Here is a 21,815-nt window from a genome sequence, read left to right as displayed (position 1 = left end):
AGCGTTGGTGTTCACCTCTTCCCATTTCGAACAGAGAAGTTAAGCCCAACTGCGCCAATGGTACTGCAGTCAAATGTGGGAGAGTAGGTCGCTGCCAACTTATTATCAAAACCCTTTACTATAATCAGTAAAGGGTTTTTTTGTTTTTATACCGATTACATATTTTGTAAATCAGAACCATTACAAACAAGCCTAATCAATCAATATTTAGTAGTATATTGAACACTTGTTGAGATTGCAACTTATTCGATATACAAATGAGCGATTTGGTAATTCTAGTTAATTCAAAAGATCAGGAAACAGGCGTAATGGATAAACTTGAAGCTCATCAGAAAGGGCTTCTACACCGCGCATTTTCTGTATTGATCTTTAACTCGTCCAATGAATTTTTAATACAGCGAAGAGCTGTTTCTAAATACCATTCAGCAGGCTTATGGTCAAACACCTGCTGTAGCCATCCTGCACCGGAAGAAACCATTCTGAATGCAGCAAAAAGGAGGCTAAAAGAAGAAATGGGATTTGAATGCAATAATCTTACAGAACTCTATTATCTTATCTATAAAGTTGAGTTCGACAACAATCTCTCCGAACATGAGTTAGATCACATCCTTATTGGGTTCTCTGATAGCAAACCTAAGCTGAATCCTGATGAAGCTTCGGATTGGAAATACATATCGTATGAAGAACTAAAAAAAGACATAGCCGGAAATCCTGACAATTACACTTTCTGGTTCAAGGCAATTTTTGAAAAAACATATCGCTTGATGCGTAAGCAGAGACTAACAGATTAACAGAGCTTAGGTAATAAATGTAAATAGTACAAAGTTTTCAAATAAAACCTGTATTTTTAAGATAGATAACATGCAGCAATGAGCGCACTCTGGACAATTGTTTTACTTATAATCTCGAACGGCTTTATGACGTATGCCTGGTACGGACATTTGCAGCAAAGTGATAATGCACCATTAGCAAAATGGGGAATTGTCGGAGCGATTGTATTAAGCTGGGGGATTGCTTTCTTTGAATATGTATTTCAGGTGCCGGCCAATAAAATAGGCTTTGAAGGAAATGGCGGCCCCTTCAATTTATTTCAATTGAAAATTATACAGGAAGTAATTTCGCTTTCTGTATTCACATTCTTCGCACTGGTTGTTTTCAGAACGGAACGATTACAATGGAATTATATAGCTGCCATGGTATGCTTGACACTAGCTGTATTTTTTGTATTCAAAAAATAATACTGTAAACACATGGAATTTAAATCTGCAGAAGAAAAATCTATTTACTACAGAAATAAAATCAAAGAAGTAATAGAAGAAGTTGGGAAAGTCGTAATAGGACAGAAATACATGATCAATCGTCTGTTGGTTGGTATTTGCACGGGCGGGCATATTTTGCTGGAAGGTGTGCCAGGTCTTGCAAAAACACTAAGTGTTAATACGCTTGCCAAAACGATGGACCTGGATTTTCATCGTATACAATTTACGCCAGATCTACTACCATCGGATTTGATCGGCACCATGATCTATAATCAACATAAAGGTAATTTTGAAGTAAAGAAAGGTCCGGTATTCTCTAATTTCATTCTGGCGGATGAAGTAAACCGCTCACCGGCAAAAGTACAATCTGCATTGCTTGAATGTATGCAGGAGAAGCAAGTGACAATCGGAGATACGACATATCCACTTGACAATCCTTTTCTGGTATTGGCAACGCAGAACCCGGTAGAACAGGAAGGTACTTATCCATTGCCGGAAGCACAGGTTGACCGTTTTATGATGAAAATTCATTTGACTTACCTTGATAAAGAATCTGAGTTGGAAGTAATGCGCCGCGTATCAAATATGAACTTTGATTACCAGGTTAAGAAAATTGTTACTAAAGAAGATGTTCTTGAAATAAGGAATGAAATCAATAAAGTAACGATATCAGAATCTTTAGAGAAATACATTATTGAATTGGTTTTCGCTACACGTTTTCCAAAAGAATATGGATTGGATACCGAAGCTACATATATCCTGTATGGCGCATCAACACGGGCTGCCATAAACCTGAACCGGGTTGCTAAAGCGATGGCATTCTTCAATAACAGAGATTATGTATTGCCTGAAGACATTAAAGAAGTAGCTTATGATATCTTAAATCACAGGATCATTTTGAATTACGAAGCGGAAGCAGAAGGTGTAACAACAAGGCAAATAATAGAAACGATTTTAAGGAAAGTCAATATTACAAATGCTTAAAAAGAAAGGGCAATGATTATCAATCATTGCCCTTTCTTTTTAAGCATTTAAGGACACGAATGCTTATTCATATATTTTTAATTTTGCCCTAACCGCATCAACAGCTTTCGCCATTTTTTCAACTTCGTCTTTAGCCGCTACCTGATTCTCTGCATTCTTCTTAATATCAGACTCAAGCTGAATCTTTTGATTTTCGTTGTCTTTAATTTTTGCCTCAAGCGACACTTTCTGTTGCTTATTTTTTTCAACGTTATTCGTAATGGAAATACTTTCCTTTAAGAGCTTTTGCTGTTCTTCGGTATTTTCAGTCGACTTCACCTCTTTCATTCTACCTTCAATACGAACTTCTTCAGACTCTAAAAACTTAAGTTCTTTTCCGTTGTCTTCCAGCTTCCTTTGCAAGTCAACTTTATCTTTTGCATTTTTATCAAGAGCACTGTTCAAGGATTCACCTTGCTTTACCAGTTTATCCAGGCTTTTAGAACTTGTATTCAAGGCATCTTCGGCAGCTGCGATCTGTACATTTACATCTGCAACATAGATTTCCTTGGCAAAGGTATTTAATTTCTTTTTCGCTTTTTCATAATGCTCATGTCCTTGTGTAATGTATTGACTGCCTAAATCAATTGCCCAGAAAACAACTGTTCCTGTCTTGGTTGTAAATACGGTTGAGTATAGGGTACAGGAAGATGAAATCTCAGGAATTGACGCACCATGAATAATGTATGATTCTTTTTCAGTTTCAACCTTGCCAAATGTTTTTAATTTTTGCAACCAGGTTTTTTCGACAAATTTTTTATCCAGTTCAATCAAAACTTGCATACCTTCGCGATCAACCAATTGAACCTGGGCATGTGAAGGAACTACAGTAATTTCTTTTTTTGATTGGGCGTTACCTATATGTACGATAGCAACGTAAATGAGCAAAGTATATATATATTTCATAGATTATGGGTAAATTATATCCGTTCAACTTACTTAAACTTGAATTGGCCTCAATTTGTTATGCATTTGCTCATAAATAGTACTTTTTAAATCATATTTCCAAACAAAATAGATTCCGTATGAAAATTCTGATAACTGGAGGAAGCGGCCTCGTAGGCTCTCATTTAACACAAATGCTAAAGAATAAAGGGATAGAGGTGGCCTGGTTAAGCAGACGAGCAGGAATCAGAAATGGAATAGTTTCTTACAAATGGGACTATACAACATCGTACATAGATCCTAAAGCTTTTGAGGGAGTAACGCACGTGATCCATCTGGCAGGCGCAGGAGTATTTGAAAAGCGTTGGATAGCGCCCTATAAAAAAGAGATTTATGATAGCCGCATTGAAACGACAAAACTGTTGGCCAAACATTTACCCGATACGCCCTTATTACAGGCATTCATAAGCTGCTCAGCAATTGGTATATATGGCAACTCATTCCAAACGATACCATTAAAAGAAGATGCAGCTAAAGGAAAAGATTTTTTAGCCAGGACAACCATAGATTGGGAGGCAGCCGCGGACCTGATTGAAAAGAAAAACATCAGAACCGTAAAAATCCGAGTGGGAATTGTTTTAGCCAAACCGAGCGGAGCTTTACCAACAATGATAAAGCCAATCAAGCTGAACATTGGATCTCCACTGGCTTCCGGAGAACAGATAATTTCATGGATTCATATTGAAGACCTTTGCAATATATTTATAAAAGCTGTTGAAGATAGTTCTATGAGTGGCGCATATAATGGCGTGGCTCCAAATCCTGTATCAAACAAAATATTTACAAGAACCGCAGCTGAAATATTAGACAAACCACTGCTACTTCCGAATGTTCCGGCATTTGCGTTGAATATCATATTAGGAAAGGAGAAGGCATGCTCTGTCGTTCAGGGAATTCCAGCTTCTTCAGCTAAAATTCAGGCACAGGGATTTTCTTTCAAATATCCTGAACTAAAAGCCGCATTAACAGATCTGCTAAAACCTTAAAGTTAATATTCACCAAACCGGCGCAACAGAAAGATAAAAAATGCGTATAAATATAATTACAAATAAATCAAACCTAGGTGAAAAAACGGCTTCGGATAATTTTTTTTTCAACTATAACATTATTAGTACTGTTTGTATTTTTCACCATAATACAAAAGAACAAGTATTATGTATTGCATAAGGAATACCGCCACCAGACGTTTAACGAACAGATTCCCCTAAATAATATTTTTGCAGATGAAACGGTGCATTTCAAAAATCAAGCGGCATACACGGCTTTTTATAACGAATTAAAGTACAATACTCAAAAAAATAAAAGCACCACACTCTTGCTGAAAGATGCCATGATATGGCTGCCTGTTATAGACAGGATTCTGGCACAATATAAAATCCCTTCAGATTTTAAATATGTGGCAATGATTGAAAGTAATTTCAAGAATGTGGTTTCCTCCAAAGATGCAGTAGGGTTCTGGCAATTAAAGGAAAATACCGCGCGTGAATTAGGCCTGGAAATTAATAACGAAGTAGATCAACGGCTTGACCCTATAAAGTCAACTCATGCCGCATGCAAATTCTTTAAGCAGGCATACAAGCAATTCGACAGCTGGACTGTTTCGGCTGCTGCATACAACAGAGGTATTGCAGGAATACAAAAGGCGTTTGCAAAACAGGAAAAAACAGATTACTATGACTTGAGCCTGAATGCAGAAACATCAAAGTATTTATACAAGATTTTAGCGGCTAAAGACCTGGTCGAACATCCATCAAAATATGGGTTAAAATTATATCGCTGGCAAAAAGAACCTGTAAGAACAATTAAAGTAACTTCAGACATTTCAGATTTGCAGCTATTTGCAAAAAATCAGGGAACTACCTATTACATACTTCAGTTGTATAATCCCTGGATCCTATCCAATACGCTGACCATAAAAAAAGATGGCGCAAGTTATGTCATTGAGTTGCCTTACCCCCGGGCTACTGTAAAGAAAGACTCTGTCAGCACTGATAAGTAAGAACATAAAAATAATTCAGTTCTATTCTCTAAGAATATTGCTTTTAATAAAAGCTCTGTGCAAATTAGAAGTTGTATATAGATGAATTGCCGCAATTGAAAAAAAATAACGAAACATCTTCTGTAATTGATGCATCTGGACAAGAAACGATAGAAGTTTTTGGTGCACGGGAACATAATCTGAAAAATGTAGACCTTACCATTCCGCGTAATAAGCTTGTTGTTATCACAGGTATCAGCGGTAGCGGTAAGTCGTCGTTAGCATTTGATACGATTTATGCAGAAGGTCAAAGACGTTATATGGAAAGTTTCTCTGCATATGCCCGTTCATTTATCGGCAATATGGAACGACCGGATGTAGATAAGATAAATGGTTTAAGTCCGGTTATTTCGATCGAACAAAAAACAACATCTAAAAACCCTCGTTCAACAGTAGGAACTGTAACAGAGATATATGATTTTTTACGACTTCTGTATGCACGTGCCGGCGAAGCTTTTTCCTATGTAACAGGGAAGAAGATGGTTCGCCAGTCAGAAGACCAAATCATTGATTATATTTTCCAGAATTTCGAAAAGAAAAAGATAACATTATTAGCACCTATCGTTAAGGGGCGTAAAGGACATTACCGCGAACTGTTCCAGCAGGTAAGAAAGATGGGCTATACAAAGGTTCGCATTGATGGAGAAATTGTTGAAATAACAGCAAAGCTGCAGGTTGATCGTTATAAAATCCACGACATAGAAATTGTTATAGACCGGATTCAGGTTGATCCGGCAGACAGATATCGTGTGGCACAGTCTGTAAAAGCTTCGCTTGACCAGGGGAAAGGGATCATGATGATTGTACCCCAGATCAAAGATAAGGATGGTGAAGCGCAGTTCTTCTCAAAATTTTTGATGGATCCTGAATCGGGCATAGCTTATGACGAGCCGGCACCGAATATGTTTTCTTTCAACTCACCTTATGGATCATGTCCATGTTGTAAAGGTTTGGGTGTTATTGAAGAAATAACAGAAGAAAGTATTATTCCCGACAAATCGCTAAGTATTAGCCGGGGGGCAATCCTGCCTTTAGGTGAATATCGTGATATCTGGATCTTCAGACAGTTTGAAACCATTCTGAAAAAATATAAGGTAAGTTTAACAACTCCGGTAAAGTCTGTACCTGCAGAAGCATTGAAAATATTATTGCATGGCACAGAAACGGAAGATGGAAGCGAAACCGCATTCAAGTTTGACGGCTTATTAAATTTCTTAAAGTCACAACAGGAAGAAGGTTCTGAAAAGACACAGAAGTGGTTGACGGATTATGTGACGATCACTACATGTCCGGAATGCCATGGCGCTCGTTTGAAAAAGGAATCACTACATTTCAAAATAGATAATAAAAATATTTTTGAACTTTCATCTATGAATATTTCTGCGCTTGCAGAATGGATGAAAGACCTTGAAAAAAGATTGGATAAACGTCAGTTACAAATTGCTACTGAGATATTAAAAGAGATCAGAAAGCGCTTAGGTTTCCTGTTGGATGTTGGTTTGGATTATTTAACACTAGACAGAACCTTACGTACATTGTCGGGCGGCGAAGCACAGCGCATCAGGCTTGCTACGCAAATAGGTACGCAGCTTGTAGGTGTGTTATATATATTAGATGAGCCGAGCATAGGTCTGCATCAAAGAGACAATGTTAAACTGATTGATGCACTTAAGAATCTTAGAGATATAGGCAATACAGTATTGGTTGTGGAGCATGATAAAGATATGATGCTGCATTCAGACTATATTGTTGATATAGGACCGGGGGCCGGCAGGCATGGCGGTAGTGTAGTGGCACAAGGCACACCGGAACAATTTTTGAAATTGCCGGGTATTACGGCAGACTATTTATCAGGCAAAGCGACAATTGCTGTTCCTAAGGAAAGACGCGCGGGTAATGGACATACACTAACGCTTAAAAATGCATCGGGCAATAATCTTAAGAATGTTACATTGACATTGCCTTTAGGAAAGATGATTTCCATTACCGGAGTTTCCGGCAGCGGAAAGTCTACCCTGGTGCATGATACACTGTTCCCGATTCTGAACAAGCATTTCTTCAATTCAAGAAGAGATGCATTGCCATACGGCTCTATTGAAGGCCTGGAATTCATTGACAAAGTGATTGAAGTTGATCAATCACCAATCGGAAGAACGCCGCGTTCAAACCCGGCAACATATACCGAAGTTTTTGGTGAGATCCGTAATTTATTTACCTTACTACCGGAAGCTAAAATCAGAGGGTATAAAGCAGGGCGTTTCTCATTCAACGTAAAAGGCGGGCGATGCGAAACATGTGAAGGTGCAGGAATGAAATTAATCGAGATGGATTTCCTTCCGGATGTATATGTACCTTGTGAAACTTGCAAAGGCAACAGATATAACCGGGAAACATTAGAGGTTCGTTTCAAAGGAAAATCCATTGCAGATGTATTGAACATGACCGTTGATCAGGCAGTAGAATTCTTTGATAATCAGCCACGGATCCTTCGCAAGATTGAAACATTGCAGGAGGTGGGTCTGGGATATATTACACTCGGGCAACATGCACCTACATTAAGTGGCGGTGAAGCTCAGCGGGTAAAGCTTGCTACGGAACTTTCCAAAAGAGATACAGGTAATACATTATACATACTTGATGAACCTACGACAGGGCTTCATTTTCAGGACATTCAACATTTGCTTTATGTGTTAAACAAACTGGCTGACAAAGGCAACACCGTATTAATCATAGAACATAACCTGGATGTTATTAAAGTGTCTGATTATGTGGTGGATCTGGGGCCTGAGGGGGGGGCTAAAGGAGGAAAGATTTTATGTAGTGGAACTCCTGAAGAAATCATACATAATAAAAAAAGCCATACAGCTAAATTTTTAGCTGAAGAGCTTAAAATTTGAGGCGCATACGGCGTTTTTTATAAAAGGTTGCGGTATTTTGTTTAAAAAATGAATAAAATATTACTTTCATAAAACGTTTGGCGCATATTAAGAGTATATATACCTAAACCGTAAACTAAACTTATGTTAGCTCACTTCATGTTATTTTCTGAGGCTGATATAGAATACAGATTCCTATTGGCAACGAATGAGATCATTAAAAGTGATTCAAACACGCCATTAAGTAGTCTGGATCATTCTAATGCTAAAAGCATGATGTCCAGATTTCATAAAGTTAGCTTAGGACTTGTGAATGCTAAGAACCGCAAAGGCAAAAAATAGCTCTTGATTTTTATATCTGCTTAATTTTCAATTTTTTTGATAATTTTTTCGAATCATTTTTCTAGTTAGATTGTAAAAATAACGGCTAATCTCTACATTTATACATGCGCTTGATTACTATATGTGTATCCATGCATTTATTACTGGCCTCGCTTTTGTCAAATAGCGGATTTGCCGGCATGATATGTATGGGCAATTTAGTAAGTCATTTTTATCATCATATTGAAGATCACAATGAGGATATCAATATGCTCGAATTTTTAGCGTTGCATTATTTTGATCAGCAGCATTTACAGCAGGATAAGCATGAACACCAGAACCTTCCGCTAAAAGCACACTGTATGCATTCAGCGTGTTCCTGTTATATACCAGCTGCAGCTCCTGTATTTACATTCAGGACAGAAGAGAAGGTTGTCATTGACTGCGTTCGTTATTCGCTATACTCAGAGCATTTTTTTAAAACTCCATTGATCGATATTTGGCAGCCGCCTAAACTCGGATAAATTCATCCTCTTGATTGCATGGCATCTACATGCAAAAAATCCTATTTCATTTATTTTAACTAATAATTCTATGTTAGACAGAATTATTCAGTTCTCCATTAAGAATAAACTGATTATTGGAGTACTGACTATAGCATTAATATGCTGGGGCGTTTGGTCTGCAACCAAATTACCCATTGATGCGGTGCCTGATATTACCAACAACCAGGTACAGGTAATCACGCAAAGCCCTGCCCTTGCTGCGCAGGAGGTAGAACGTCTTATTACATATCCGATTGAATTAAGTGTGGCCAGTATCCCTGAAATACAGGAAGTACGTTCAATATCAAGGTTCGGACTTTCTGTGATAACGATTGTATTTAACGAACAAACAGATATTTACTGGGCCAGACAACAGGTTGGTGAGCGGCTGAAGATGGCAGTAACAGAAATCCCGGCAGGCGTTGGGATACCTGAGATAGGCCCTGTTTCCTCCGGCCTTGGCGAAATTTATCAATACATTATCCGTCCGGAGAAAGGATATGAAAATACTTATTCTATAATGGAGTTGAGGTCCATACAGGATTGGATCATCCGGAGACAGTTGCTGGGAACGAAAGGAGTTGCAGATATCAGCAGCTTTGGGGGGAATCTTAAGCAGTATGAAGTAGCGATTGATCCAGAGAAATTAAGAAGCATGAATATTACTATTGCAGAGGTATTCAAGGCGCTTGAGATGAACAATCAGAATACTGGCGGAGCTTATATTGACAAAAGTCCAAATGCCTGGTTCATCCGTACAGAAGGATTGATTACATCTTTAGATGATATCGGTAATATTGTAGTAAAGAATACTATCTCGGGAATGCCTATAGTAATCAGCGATCTGGCAAAGGTGCAGTATGGGCATGCGATCCGTTATGGTGCCATGACCCGTACAGGCCAGGGAGAAGTAGTAGGTGGTGTAGTATTGATGTTGAAAGGGGAAAATTCGAACGAAGTAATCCGGAACGTTAAAGAAAAAATAGGCCAGATCGAAAAAACATTACCAGCAGGTATACAGATTGAAGCTTATCTGGATCGTACAACCCTGGTAAACCAAGCGATTAAAACAGTATCCAAAAACCTGGTCGAAGGCGCGCTGATCGTTATTTTTGTACTAGTCTTATTGTTGGGCAACATTCGCGCCGGACTTATTGTTGCAACCATGATTCCGCTTTGCATGCTCTTTGCTATTTCAATGATGAATCTCTTTGGTGTTTCAGGAAATTTAATGTCGCTGGGAGCCGTAGATTTCGGTCTTATCATAGATGGCGCCGTTATAATTGTTGAAGCAACACTCCACCATATTGTAGGCAAAAAATATACGCATCGATTGTCCCAGGAAGAGATGGATAACGAGGTGTATGAATCCGCATCGCAAATCAGAAACAGCGCAGCATTTGGAGAGATTATCATTTTAATTGTTTACCTGCCGATACTCGCACTTGTCGGCATTGAAGGGAAGATGTTCAAGCCTATGGCACAAACTGTTTCATTTGCAATCATCGGTGCATTCATTCTGTCGCTTACATATGTACCTATGATGTCTGCGTTATTTTTGAGCAAGCAGCATATTCACAAGAGAAATATTTCTGACAAGATCATGGAATTTTTTCAAGCTGTTTACTCAAAAGTAATCAATAACGTTTTAAACAGGAAGGCTTTAACACTGGCATGTACAATTGTATTATTTGCAGTTAGTCTGTTATTGTTTTTCAGAATGGGCGGGGAATTTATTCCTACGTTGGATGAAGGAGATTTTGCGTTGGAGACAAGGGTACTGACAGGTAGTTCAATGGCCAAAACAATTGATGCGTCGTTGAAAGCTGGCGATGTGTTAAAAAAAGAGTTCCCGGAAGTTATTGATGTTGTAGGTAAAGTAGGAACCAGCGAAATCCCTACAGACCCTATGCCGGTTGAAGCCTGCGACTTGATCGTAACGCTTAAAGATAAAGAAGAATGGGTATCAGCAGATACACGTGAAGAACTGGCAAATAAAATGCAGCGAGCGTTGGAAGCAAAAGTCCCAGGTGTCACGTTCGGATTTCAGCAGCCGATACAAATGCGTTTCAACGAACTAATGACCGGAGCACGGCAGGACGTGGCCCTAAAGATTTATGGAGAAGATCTTGACAAGCTTACCCGCTATGCAAAACAGATTGGTAAGCTGATTGAGCCTGTGAAAGGTGTAAAAGATATTTATGTGGAAGAAGTTACAGGTTTGCCACAGATCATTGTTGCTTATAACCGTGCGCAGATTGCACGCTACGGACTAAATATTGAAGAAATCAATAGCGTTGTACGTACAGCGTTTGCTGGCGGTACAGCAGGACTTATTTATGAAGGCGAACGCAAATATGATTTGGTTGTGCGTCTGGACACCATGCACAGAAAACAGATAGAGGATATCCGCAATTTGTATGTCGCAACTTATGAAGGTTTACAGATACCTTTACGACAAGTTGCAGATGTAGATTTTAAAAACGGTCCGAATCAGATTCAGCGTGAAGATACGAAACGACGAATCACTGTTGCATTCAATACCCGTGGGCGCGATGTAGAAAGCATTGTTGGAGAAATTCAAAAAAAAATCAATGCTAAAGTGCAGTTTGATGCGGGTTATCATGTAACGTACGGCGGACAGTTTAAGAATCTTCTGGAAGCCAAAGAAAGACTTTCTGTTGCAATTCCGGTGGCGCTCGCATTGATCTTCATACTATTATATTTTACATTTTCTTCCGTGAAGCAAAGCATATTGATTTTTACTGCAATTCCCCTATCAGCAATAGGAGGTGTGTTTGCCCTGGTGATCCGCGATATGCCGTTTAGTATTTCAGCGGGCGTGGGCTTCATCGCATTGTTTGGTGTTGCCGTGTTAAATGGAATCGTTTTAATTGGAGAGTTTAATCGATTAAAAAAAGAAGGTATGAAAGATGTATATCAGATCGTTCTTGCAGGTACATCTATAAGATTACGCCCTGTATTGATGACAGCCTTAGTCGCATCACTGGGCTTTTTGCCAATGGCATTATCTCATGGTGCCGGCGCAGAAGTACAAAAACCTTTGGCAACAGTCGTTATTGGTGGCTTAATATCGGCAACGTTGTTAACACTACTGGTAATTCCTACATTGTATATATTGGCCGAAAAGGAGTTCAGATTCAAATGGAAATCCAATACAATGGTATGTTTGCTGGCATGCATAATGATTACGTTTGTTCACACGAATGTGCAGGCACAATCTTTACCCAGGCCTGTAAGTCTGGAAGAAGCAATAACAATAGCCAAGCAGAATAACAATGTTATGAAGGTGGCCGACTATAGCATCGACTATCATACGAGAATAAAGGGCACAGCAACAGAAGTCGGCAAGACTTCAGCAACGTTTATGTATGGTCAGTATAATTCTTTCTATAACGACAATAACATAACGTTGAACCAAAGTTTACCATTCCCAACAGTGATGCATAATCAATCACTTTATTACAAAGAGGCAATCAAAAGTGCTGAACTGAATAAGGATGTTACGCAAAATGAATTGGTTTATCAGGTGAAACAAGCGTATTATTTACTGGAGTATGCAAAGTCGCTACGTATCTTTTATCTGAAGCAGGATAGTATCTATACGGCATTCAGCAAAGCAGCGGATTTAAAATATAAAACCGGTGAAAGCAATATGCTTGAAAAGGCCACAGCTGAAAGTCAGTTATACGAAATCAGGTTGCGTATGAATCAAAATGAAAATGATGTGCGGATCTATGAATCAAGGCTGCAAACATTACTGAATACTGCCGAAACGGTTACCACAGTTTCTGATAAGCAAAAAGCGAATGTATTAATACTGCCGGATGATTCAATAGCAATAGCGGACAACCCTGCACTGGCATATATGCGCCAACAGATCGCATTAAATGATGCAGCAGTTAAACTGGAAAGGAATAAATTTCTTCCGGATATAACGGTAGGATATTTTAATCAGTCGCTTAATTATACCATGAACTATAATGATGGAAGCATGGCAAGCGCTAACACCCGATTCCAGGGCATAACAGCAGGGGTGGCTATACCACTGTGGTCAAAGCCACAAATGGAAAGAGTGAAGGCTAATCAGGCTTTAGTGAATATGTCCAGGGCATCCAGTGATCTGTATGAAGCTAATCTTGAAAGACAATATAACCAGGCCTACCAGGAATATTTAAAGTATCAGAATAGTCTTGCGTATTATGAACAGAATGCATTACCGACAGCCAATATTATTTATGATAATGCATGGAAAAGTTACCGTGCCGGAAATATTGGCTATGTGGAGCTATCGCAGGGGCTTGACAGATATATATCTATTCAGGTAAGTTATTTACAAACCCTCAGTTTGTACAATCAATCTATTATCACGATCGAATATTTAGTGGGAACAAATTAAAATGAAGCGCATGAAAGCTATAAATATATTAGTTGTAAGTATTATAATCCTGCTTGCGATGAATGCTTGCGGTCTGAAGAAAGAAGAAGAAACTTCGGAGACATTAGATTCGGCAGCAGCAATGTCTGTTACGTTGCCCCCCAGTCAATTTGATGCGATAAAAATAACTACAGGCAAAATTGAACAGAAGCAAATGCATGCGGTTTTGGAAGTAAACGGCATGCTGGATGTCCCCCCGCAGAATCTTGTTACTGTATCAGCATTGATGGGAGGCTTCATCAAGTCTACAGATATTCTTCAGGGGATGAATGTTAAGAAAGGAGCGTTGATAGCTACAATACAAAATCCCGAGTTTGTCACCATTCAAAAAGATTACCTTGAAAATAAAAGCAGGCTTAAGTATCTGGAGCTTGAATATAAAAGACAGGAAGAGTTAGCAAAGGAAAATGTTACATCTGCAAAAACGTTTCAGCAGATATCATCTGAATATAACAGCGCTCTTGTGATCAATGGCGCACTTACAGAAAAGTTGAAAATGATTGGGATCAATCCTGCCAATGTTTCTCAGAATACAATCACAAGTGTTGTAGATCTTAGATCCCCGATCAATGGCTATATTACAGTGGTTAATATTAATATTGGCTCGTTTGTAAATCCCCAGGATATAATCTGTGAAATTGTAGACACAGATCACCTGCATGCAGAATTGACAGTTTTTGAAAAGGATATTACAAAAGTCAAAGTCGGACAAAAAATAGTATTTAAAATAGTTAATGGTGATGCTAAAGAACGTACTGCAAAAGTGTATTTGATCAATCATAAAATCGCTTCTGACAGAACTGTTCGGGTACATGCACATATGGATAAAAATGATCCGGCATTAATACCGAACATGTATCTGAAGGCATATATATACATTGATGAACAGAATGTTCTGGCAGTGCCTCAAAAAGCAGTTGTTCAGATCGAAGATGAAGATTATATTTTTATAGAGAAAAATGCCGGCAACAAACATCAATACGAAGGAATAAAAGTTCAAAAAGGTATTTCTGAAAATGGATATACAGAAATTATTTTGCCAGCTTCCTTAGATTACAATCAAATAAATGTTGTTATAGACGGCGCATATGATTTACTTTCGAAATTAAAAAATATTGAAGAGGAAGAATAAAAAAAGAGGTAGGGTTAATTACCCTACCTCTTTTCATCTTTTATCAGATAGTATTGAAAATTTTTATTGAAAAAATCTTTTGTAAATGATTTAGGTTTTACGTCTATGTATTTATAATTCAATTCTGGGGTAATATAGATACGAGGAGCATTCTTAACATTTAAAGGAATCTCCATGACAAAGTCAGGACTCGTATTTTCCCATTTATAATACACCCGCACCATTTTTTTTACCTTCTCAGAATATGTATTCAAAACAGGAGGCTTGGCATTGTAAAGGTACTGTTTGAAAAACCAGGAATAGTCCTTGCCGGTTTTTTCATTAATGTATTGAATAATATCTGAGGTATGAATGGTTTTCAATGCAAAATCCTGTTGCATACCTTTCAGGATCGAAAACCAAAGCGTATCATTCTTTAGCATATTACGGAATGTATGCAGTATCCAGGCGCCTTTGTAATACATATCAGATCCGTTCCATCCTTCATAGTTCACATCAAGCGGTCCAACAATAGGGTCTATGTTTTTTATCAGGCCTCTGTTCAGGTTTAAATAGCGGATAGACATGTCATAACCATAATAATATTCAACCAATAAATTTTCTGTATAGGTTGTAAAAGATTCATGGATCCACATTTCAGCGTGGTCACAGGTACTCACATTATTACCCCACCATTCATGTCCGCTTTCGTGGATAATGATGTAGTCAAAATCAATTATTTTGTTTGTGTAATCATTGCCGTATGCAATTGCTCCCTGGTGTTCCATACCCCAGTATGGCGTTTCAACCATGGCATAACCGTCTTTAAAAAATGGATATGGGCCGTAATAATGTTCGTAACACACAAGCATTGGATGCACTTGTTGGAAATGAGCAATCGCTTTTTGTTTGTTATAATCCAAAACGTAATAATCAATTTCTAACGTATCTTGATTCGTTTGTATATGTTTATCTTCAATATGAGTATAGTTGGCGATATTGCAGGTAACGTTATAACTGTTGATCGGATAGCTGATTTTCCAGTTGAAGGTTTTGTTTTTTCTATCATCACTTAATTCCACAGACTCCAGAATGCCATTACCGACAGCCATTAATGAAGCAGGTATGGTATAGTGCAAACGCATGCTATCAGGCTCATCGCTTAAGTGATCTTTGAGCGGCCACCATAAACTGGCACCTATGCCTTCGCATGCAACCCCCACCCAGGGTCTTTGAAGACTGTCTTTGGTGAACACCCAACCGCCATCCCAGGGAGCTTTTTTAGCTATGATCGGGTTACCCTGGTAATGAACGCTTATGTGATGTGAAGTATTGGCTTGAAGAAGCGTGGGAAAGTGTATGAAAAAAGCATTGCTATCCCTTTTGAAAGACAGTTTCCTGTTCTCATAACAAACGGAGTCAATAATTAAATTGCTGAATAAGTCTAATTGAATCTTATTGGTAACGGTAGTCGTATTAAAATAAACAGTGTTTACACCTTGTATGCTTTTGTTTGTAATGTCAATATTGAGATTCAGATCATAATAGTAGACATCAAAGCAGGTGCGCTCAGGAGTTAGAGAGCCTCTTAAAGAATCATTTCTGCTAAACGGTTGTGAAGTGGCAAGAAAACAAACGGATATAAAACACAAAAAAAATAATACAGTCTCCCTAAACATAACAAGTATTATTTCTTGCGGATCAGGTTCAACAGGTCTTTTTGGATGCCCCAATTATGCGCTATTTTCAACATAGCTGTAGCTTCCATTTCGCTTATAAAACCTTTTTTTACTGAAGCTTCCCATACAGTTGTCAGGTAAGATAGACGTTTGGCAGAGTCTACGCCGCTAATTTCTTTTTCAAACCATTGATGGATCTTTTCATGGGAAGAGTAATAATCATTCCCAAGCATTGAATATGCCCACTTCAACTCTTCTTCCGCCTCAAACTTTGTTGCTAATCCAGATAACAATTCTCTTTCACCTTCGTCCAGACCATGATAATTGAAAATGATCAGGTGCAAAAGGAGTAATATTTTTTTTTCTTCCGACAACATAAAAGTTTTAGAATCTAATAACTACAAAGTTAAAAAAATGAGTGAGTTTTCAAACATAATTCTTTATACCATTAATTGTAATGTAATTTCATCTGCAAGGAGTTTTCCTTTTGTAGTAAGCCTAAATAGGCCATTTATTTCATCTAAAAATCCATTTTCAATAAAATTTGATAACAACTGTTGAATTTTGGGTAAATGTGTAGGGTTTAATCGAGTTAATTCGTTTATGTGAATACCCCATTTTGTTCGTAACCGGGTTAAAATATACTCATTGTATAAATCTTGCGGTGTAAGCAACTCTTCTGTAAATGGGATTTCCCCTGCAGATAAATCGTGTATGTATTGGGTATTGTTGCTGACATTGAACTGTCTGCTTGAAAGGTTATATGAATGTGCTCCCGGTCCAATGCCAATATAGGGCAGGCCTTGCCAATAACTGCTGTTATGTTTCGATTCAAAGAATGGCTTGCAAAAATTAGAGATCTCATAATGTTCGTAGCCAGCCAATCCCATTTCTTCCATCAGTACCAGCAGCTGCAATTCAGATTGTTCTTCAGAGACCGGAGAGGAAAGTCCCTTTTTGACCTGATGAGCCAATGCTGTTTTATCTTCAATTGTTAAGCAGTAGGAGGAAATATGAGCCACTTGTAGTTCTATTGCCGTTTGAATTTCCCTTCTCCATAGTCCTTCTGTTAAATGAGGTGTGCCATAGATCAGGTCAATGGATAAATTCTCTATACCTAGATCCTGGGCCAGCCGTACACCTTTTATTGAGTCATTTCTTGAATGGTTTCTGTTCATCCATTTCAATGTGTCATCCTGAAAACTTTGTATGCCTATACTTAGCCGGTTAACCCCAACGTTTTTCCAGAAAAGAATATTTTCTTTTGATAAATCTTCGGGATTTGCTTCCAGCGTTATTTCGGCTTTATCAGATACTTTAAATGTTGAATGAATAGTCTGAAACAACTGCGCCAGTTGAGAGGTATTTAAAATAGAAGGGGTGCCGCCACCCAGGTAAACAGTATCAATGAACGAATTGTCTAAGTATGCTTTTTTCAACTCCAGCTCCCGGCATAGAGCTGTGACCATTTTGTCAACAAGCGTAAGATTTGTAGAAAAATGAAAATTACAGTAAGTACATGCTTTATGGCAAAAAGGAATATGAATGTATATGCCTGCCATCGTTTGTAGTATAAATGATTCTTGAGTTTAGTATCTTTCGTAAAATTAATCCTTTTGAATAAACTATTTTACATATTTCTGTTTCTTATTACTTTTTTACCGGATGCTGCCGGGCAAAACTGGAATTTATTTCTTCAGAATGATGGTTTCGATGAAAAGGTGAAAGGGCTGCATTATGAAACTAGTTTTAAAGATTCTCTAGGTGCGATCCGGGAAATAAGTTATTATATTGTAAAGTTGCATGAAGCATCTTATTTAGAAGCAGCAGCTGATTCAATATTGTTTAAAGGAAGAGATTCTGTACTGGCATATATTCATGTTGGCCCTAAACACCACTGGAGCCGTCTACAGAGCGGCAATGTGCCGGATGAGTACCTTTATAAGTCCGGTTATAAACAAAAATTTTATTCTCAGACACGTTTCAGTTACCGGGAATTAGCAGGACTTGAAAATAGTATTATAAAATATTCTGAAAACAACGGATACCCTTTTGCAGTAATTGGTCTGGATTCCATAAAAATTACTGAATCGTATTTTCAAGCTACTTTAAATTATCAATCCGGACCGCTTATTCAGTTTGACACTATTGCCATTGTTGGGAATGCAAAAGTGAAAAGAAAATACCTGGAAAGCTATTTAGGTTTACGTCCTGGCGCTCTTTATAATCAACAAAAGGTAATTAGTTTAGAACGTCAGTTGAAACAAATTCAATACCTGAAAGTTGTTAAATCTCCCGAAGTATTCTTTTCAATGGGCAAAGCACAGCCGGTGTTATTTTTAACAAACAGAAGATGCAATCAGTTGGATGGATATATCGGTTTTCAGCCGGGTTCAAAAAGTAATGGAAAACTGCTGATCACGGGGGAGTTTAACATGAACCTGAAGAATTTGCTTCAAACCGGAAAGGAGCTAAGTATTCAATGGAAAAGATTTGATGTGCAATCTCAATTGCTTAATACCTCTTATTTGCATCCACGTCTTTTCAGGTCAAATATAGATGTCAAACTGAATTTTAATTTATTGAAACAAGATACATCTTTTTTAATATTAGACAGAAGAGCTTCTATTTTTTACACCGTCAGTCCAGGCTCACAGATTAAATTCTTTGCAGGACTTAAATCCAATGCATCGTTGGGAACGACCGCCAGTACCAATGTTGAGGGCAATAACCAGGATTTTAAATTCGTAAATTATGGATTGGGATATGTTTTTAATAGTCTTGATGATGTTTTCTATCCGATGACGGGATGGAATGTTTCAATAGATGTTGCTACAGGAAATAAACGTATTGTAAATTATACGCCAACCAGTAGCGAAACGCCCATCCCGCTGAATTCAATTCAATGGAATGCGGATATGACAGTAATGAAATTTTTTCGCATAGGTAAAAAAGCTACGCTGTTGAATCAGTTACAGGGTGGGATTGTTAATAGTCAGAACCTGGTGTTGAGTGATCTTTATCGGATCGGAGGATTAAAAACACTCAGGGGATTTAATGAAAATAATTACTATGCGTCTGATTATGCAATTTATACGCTTGAGTATAGATATTTTACAGATGAAAGTTCTTATGTGCTGTTATTTTTAAATCAGGCTTATTTCGAAAACCAGTTAAATAATAATTATACAGATTGGCCGCTTGGGTTTGGTACAGGTATTAGTTTTACAACAAAAGCAGGAGTTTTTCAATTTATTTATGCTCTTGGTCAGGCTAAGGATCAGCCGATTAATTTAAATCTTTCAAAAATACATTTTGGATTAGTCTCAAGATTCTAGTTTTTCGTATAACTTGCAATAAGTTAAAAGCACAATGATTTTCTTTTCTTCCATACTTACATTTTCATGGGCTCTTTTTGTGTCACTTTTTGCAATACCATCCATTATACAGGTTGCACACAAAAAGCAAATACTTGATATACCCAATAACAGGAGGCAACATTTATTTGACACTCCAAGATTAGGAGGGTTGGCGATTTTTGCAGGGTTTATTTCTTCCATATTATTATTCGGAGAGATTGATAATGCTGTACAAAAACTTATTGCATCGACAATTATTATCTTCTTTATTGGGTTGAAAGATGATATGGTTTCAGTTTCGGCCTTTAAAAAATTCTTTGTTCAGATACTTGCAGCAAGCATTATTGTTTTTTTGGGAGACATAAAAATAGATGATTTTCAAGGAGTGTTGTCTATTACTTTAATTCCTGAAGGTATTGCTTATTTATTTACTTTAGTCGTAGTACTAGGCATTACAAATGCATTTAATTTGATTGATGGATTAGACGGCTTGGCCGGCTCGATTGCGCTTTTCGCTTGTTTAATTTATAGCGGAATATTTTTCATTGTTGGTGGGGGCGAGTATGTGCCATATGTGTTGGTATGCCTATGCCTGGCTGGCGCATTGATTGGATTTTTAAAATACAATTTGCATAAAGCCAAAATTTTTATGGGTGATACCGGGTCTTTGATCAGTGGCTTTATTATTGCATTTCTTGCTATCAAAATCGTTTTAATTCCTCAACGGATGAATTATGAACAATACCCAATAATAGCCCTTGCTATAGCTCCAATCGTTATACCAATTGCAGATACATTAAGAGTTTTTATATTAAGAATTCTTGCGAGCTCCAGCCCGTTCTCTCCTGATAATAATCACTTGCACCATCGTTTGTTAGGTTTAGGTTTATCCCAGTTAAGTATTGTTGGTTTAGTACTTTTATATACGTTATTGAATGTTTTTTGCGTAATATGGTTTTCATGGCTTAATATCACAACCTTGCTCGTATTAATGGCCCTATCAGTTATTTTTGTAATAATTATTATTGAGATAATGTTTAAAAAGCGAAGCAGATCGTGTATAAAAAATATTTAAATATATCCGTCATTGTTGTATTAACACTGCTTGCGAGTATACAGAACTTAGCGGGGCAGAAATACAGTGTAGTTAAAGATTTGCGCAACGACTGGCAGGTATATGATCGGTATTATCAATCTTATATTCCATTATTGACAAGTGATGACAGGATTCCCAGCGGTGGCGTTTTTATTCAGAAAAAATCAGATCAGGATTACTACATATCTTTTTATTCAAACAAGGGACTATCAGTTTTTGTAGAGAATCAATTGGTATATAAACATCCTGCCAATGCAGAGCCGGAAAGAGTGCATCTTTCATTAAATAATATAAACAAACAGGCAGAAGAAGATTTATATTTATTGCTTTTTCATAACCCAACAACTTTCGTATATCTGGATTCCCTTCGGATCGAAACTAAATTGCCCGCCAGTAAAGTGGAAGTTTCTAATCTGGTTAAGTTTACTCAGTTGTTGCAATTTCGAAAAGGTTTAGTAGACAGGGAAGTTTTTATTTTTATGATTCTTTTGTTCTGCACCGTTGTTGTGTTTTACAAATTTGTATTTATGAAGGGAAGGACGTTGATAAACGTTGGTTTGGATAGAAATACCGAACTGCTTTTGCTGGATAGGAGCGGAATGATGTCAATAAATTTGATTTTAATCAACTCTATTCTTTATATGATGGTTTTTTATCTCATTTCTGTTGAGAAACCATTATTATTTAATTTTCCATTCAGGACATTTTTAGAAGCACATACAAGTGGATATGGCATTTACTTATTTTGTTCATTTGCATTTATGCAGGTATTCAAAATAATTTATGTAAAAATAATCAACGAATTAACATTCCCTTCAGGAGTTTCACCTCTGCAGAATTACCTCCTTTTGAATTATTTGTTTCAGGCAGGTTTGCTGATATTGCCTGTAATATTAATTGTAATTGCCTTAATGCCTTTTAGTTATCTTAATTCAATTGCAGAATCCGCGAATCATATATTTTTTATAATACTTGTTATAATTTCAGTATTAACAAGTTATATGATTTACTCAAGATCAGAACTTAGAAATATTTATTTATTTTCGTACATTTGCACCGCTGAAATAGTACCCTTAATAGTTGCCTATCGGGTACTGCTAGGTT

At 37.5% G+C, this 21,815-nt stretch carries 17 protein-coding genes and 1 rRNA gene; 14 read left to right on the top strand and 4 right to left on the bottom strand.

Annotation, left to right across the window (positions count from 1 at the left end; genetic code table 11):
* From rrf to ACTHJT_RS11470, 4 genes are all read left to right on the top strand, one after another.
* Window positions 1-100: ribosomal RNA gene (gene rrf, locus ACTHJT_RS11485) — 5S ribosomal RNA — on the top strand; the annotation flags it as partial.
* Window positions 101-257: 157 nt separating this feature from the next.
* The gene (idi, locus tag ACTHJT_RS11480; RefSeq protein WP_440238272.1) at window positions 258-791 is read left to right on the top strand and encodes an isopentenyl-diphosphate Delta-isomerase; all 534 of its coding nucleotides are present in this window, start codon (window positions 258-260) and stop codon (window positions 789-791) included.
* Window positions 792-869: 78 nt separating this feature from the next.
* On the top strand, window positions 870-1,238 hold the full coding sequence (locus ACTHJT_RS11475; RefSeq protein ID WP_440238270.1) for a DMT family protein: 369 nt from the start codon (window positions 870-872) through the stop codon (window positions 1,236-1,238).
* Window positions 1,239-1,250: 12 nt separating this feature from the next.
* Entirely contained in the window at window positions 1,251-2,243 is a 993-nt protein-coding gene (locus ACTHJT_RS11470) for an AAA family ATPase (protein ID WP_440238268.1), read from the top strand.
* 63 nt (window positions 2,244-2,306) lie between these two features.
* Here ACTHJT_RS11470 and ACTHJT_RS11465 read toward each other — a convergent pair whose 3' ends face one another.
* Entirely contained in the window at window positions 2,307-3,188 is an 882-nt protein-coding gene (locus ACTHJT_RS11465; protein ID WP_440238266.1) for a chromosome segregation ATPase, read from the bottom strand.
* A 119-nt stretch (window positions 3,189-3,307) separates the two neighbouring features.
* Here ACTHJT_RS11465 and ACTHJT_RS11460 point away from each other — a divergent pair, with 119 nt between their 5' ends.
* From ACTHJT_RS11460 to ACTHJT_RS11430, 7 genes are all read left to right on the top strand, one after another.
* Entirely contained in the window at window positions 3,308-4,213 is a 906-nt protein-coding gene (locus tag ACTHJT_RS11460) for a TIGR01777 family oxidoreductase (RefSeq protein ID WP_440238264.1), read from the top strand.
* 173 nt (window positions 4,214-4,386) lie between these two features.
* Window positions 4,387-5,226: a lytic transglycosylase domain-containing protein gene (locus tag ACTHJT_RS11455; RefSeq protein ID WP_440238262.1), complete on the top strand. Its 840-nt coding sequence runs from the start codon at window positions 4,387-4,389 to the stop codon at window positions 5,224-5,226.
* Window positions 5,227-5,321: 95 nt separating this feature from the next.
* Window positions 5,322-8,162, top strand: coding sequence for an excinuclease ABC subunit UvrA (uvrA, locus tag ACTHJT_RS11450; protein WP_440238260.1), 2,841 nt, complete (start codon window positions 5,322-5,324; stop codon window positions 8,160-8,162).
* Window positions 8,163-8,300: 138 nt separating this feature from the next.
* On the top strand, window positions 8,301-8,483 hold the full coding sequence (locus tag ACTHJT_RS11445) for a hypothetical protein (RefSeq protein WP_440238258.1): 183 nt from the start codon (window positions 8,301-8,303) through the stop codon (window positions 8,481-8,483).
* A 104-nt stretch (window positions 8,484-8,587) separates the two neighbouring features.
* On the top strand, window positions 8,588-8,986 hold the full coding sequence (locus ACTHJT_RS11440) for a hypothetical protein (protein WP_440238256.1): 399 nt from the start codon (window positions 8,588-8,590) through the stop codon (window positions 8,984-8,986).
* Between the two features lie 70 nt (window positions 8,987-9,056).
* Entirely contained in the window at window positions 9,057-13,427 is a 4,371-nt protein-coding gene (locus tag ACTHJT_RS11435; protein WP_440238254.1) for a CusA/CzcA family heavy metal efflux RND transporter, read from the top strand.
* Between the two features lie 10 nt (window positions 13,428-13,437).
* Window positions 13,438-14,598, top strand: coding sequence for an efflux RND transporter periplasmic adaptor subunit (locus ACTHJT_RS11430; protein ID WP_440238252.1), 1,161 nt, complete (start codon window positions 13,438-13,440; stop codon window positions 14,596-14,598).
* Window positions 14,599-14,621: 23 nt separating this feature from the next.
* Here ACTHJT_RS11430 and ACTHJT_RS11425 read toward each other — a convergent pair whose 3' ends face one another.
* The 3 genes from ACTHJT_RS11425 to hemW all read right to left on the bottom strand — a co-directional run bounded on the left by ACTHJT_RS11425 (window position 14,622) and on the right by hemW (window position 17,818).
* Entirely contained in the window at window positions 14,622-16,256 is a 1,635-nt protein-coding gene (locus ACTHJT_RS11425; protein WP_440238250.1) for a M1 family metallopeptidase, read from the bottom strand.
* Between the two features lie 8 nt (window positions 16,257-16,264).
* Window positions 16,265-16,633, bottom strand: a complete 369-nt coding sequence (locus ACTHJT_RS11420) for a hypothetical protein (protein ID WP_440238248.1) — start codon at window positions 16,631-16,633, stop codon at window positions 16,265-16,267.
* A 63-nt stretch (window positions 16,634-16,696) separates the two neighbouring features.
* On the bottom strand, window positions 16,697-17,818 hold the full coding sequence (gene hemW / locus ACTHJT_RS11415; protein ID WP_440238246.1) for a radical SAM family heme chaperone HemW: 1,122 nt from the start codon (window positions 17,816-17,818) through the stop codon (window positions 16,697-16,699).
* Between the two features lie 54 nt (window positions 17,819-17,872).
* On the opposite strand from hemW, the gene ACTHJT_RS11410 reads away from it, so the two are divergent.
* From ACTHJT_RS11410 to ACTHJT_RS11400, 3 genes are all read left to right on the top strand, one after another.
* Entirely contained in the window at window positions 17,873-19,594 is a 1,722-nt protein-coding gene (locus tag ACTHJT_RS11410; protein ID WP_440238244.1) for a POTRA domain-containing protein, read from the top strand.
* 34 nt (window positions 19,595-19,628) lie between these two features.
* The gene (locus ACTHJT_RS11405; RefSeq protein ID WP_440238242.1) at window positions 19,629-20,690 is read left to right on the top strand and encodes a glycosyltransferase family 4 protein; all 1,062 of its coding nucleotides are present in this window, start codon (window positions 19,629-19,631) and stop codon (window positions 20,688-20,690) included.
* Window positions 20,691-20,824: 134 nt separating this feature from the next.
* Window positions 20,825-21,815, top strand: a 991-nt coding sequence (locus ACTHJT_RS11400) for a DUF4271 domain-containing protein (protein WP_440238240.1), incomplete at its 3' end; no start/stop codon positions are given.

Source organism: Cytophaga sp. (assembly GCF_051961495.1).
Taxonomy (GTDB): Bacteria; Bacteroidota; Bacteroidia; order Cytophagales; family Cytophagaceae; genus Cytophaga.
The sequence above is the reverse complement of the archived record's forward strand: the minus strand, read 5'-3'. Positions and strand labels throughout refer to the sequence as shown.

Bases quoted from the DNA above. Each gene is read 5' to 3' on its own strand.
- ACTHJT_RS11430 (WP_440238252.1), top strand. From the start codon at position 13,438: ATGAAAGCTATAAATATATTAGTTGTAAGTATTATAATCCTGCTTGCG.
- idi (WP_440238272.1), top strand. From the start codon at position 258: ATGAGCGATTTGGTAATTCTAGTTAATTCAAAAGATCAGGAAACAGGC.
- ACTHJT_RS11460 (WP_440238264.1), top strand. From the start codon at position 3,308: ATGAAAATTCTGATAACTGGAGGAAGCGGCCTCGTAGGCTCTCATTTA.
- ACTHJT_RS11445 (WP_440238258.1), top strand. From the start codon at position 8,301: ATGTTATTTTCTGAGGCTGATATAGAATACAGATTCCTATTGGCAACG.
- ACTHJT_RS11420 (WP_440238248.1), bottom strand. From the start codon at position 16,633: ATGTTGTCGGAAGAAAAAAAAATATTACTCCTTTTGCACCTGATCATT.
- ACTHJT_RS11465 (WP_440238266.1), bottom strand. From the start codon at position 3,188: ATGAAATATATATATACTTTGCTCATTTACGTTGCTATCGTACATATA.
- ACTHJT_RS11470 (WP_440238268.1), top strand. From the start codon at position 1,251: ATGGAATTTAAATCTGCAGAAGAAAAATCTATTTACTACAGAAATAAA.
- ACTHJT_RS11475 (WP_440238270.1), top strand. From the start codon at position 870: ATGAGCGCACTCTGGACAATTGTTTTACTTATAATCTCGAACGGCTTT.
- ACTHJT_RS11435 (WP_440238254.1), top strand. From the start codon at position 9,057: ATGTTAGACAGAATTATTCAGTTCTCCATTAAGAATAAACTGATTATT.
- ACTHJT_RS11425 (WP_440238250.1), bottom strand. From the start codon at position 16,256: ATGTTTAGGGAGACTGTATTATTTTTTTTGTGTTTTATATCCGTTTGT.
- ACTHJT_RS11440 (WP_440238256.1), top strand. From the start codon at position 8,588: ATGCGCTTGATTACTATATGTGTATCCATGCATTTATTACTGGCCTCG.
- ACTHJT_RS11405 (WP_440238242.1), top strand. From the start codon at position 19,629: ATGATTTTCTTTTCTTCCATACTTACATTTTCATGGGCTCTTTTTGTG.
- hemW (WP_440238246.1), bottom strand. From the start codon at position 17,818: ATGGCAGGCATATACATTCATATTCCTTTTTGCCATAAAGCATGTACT.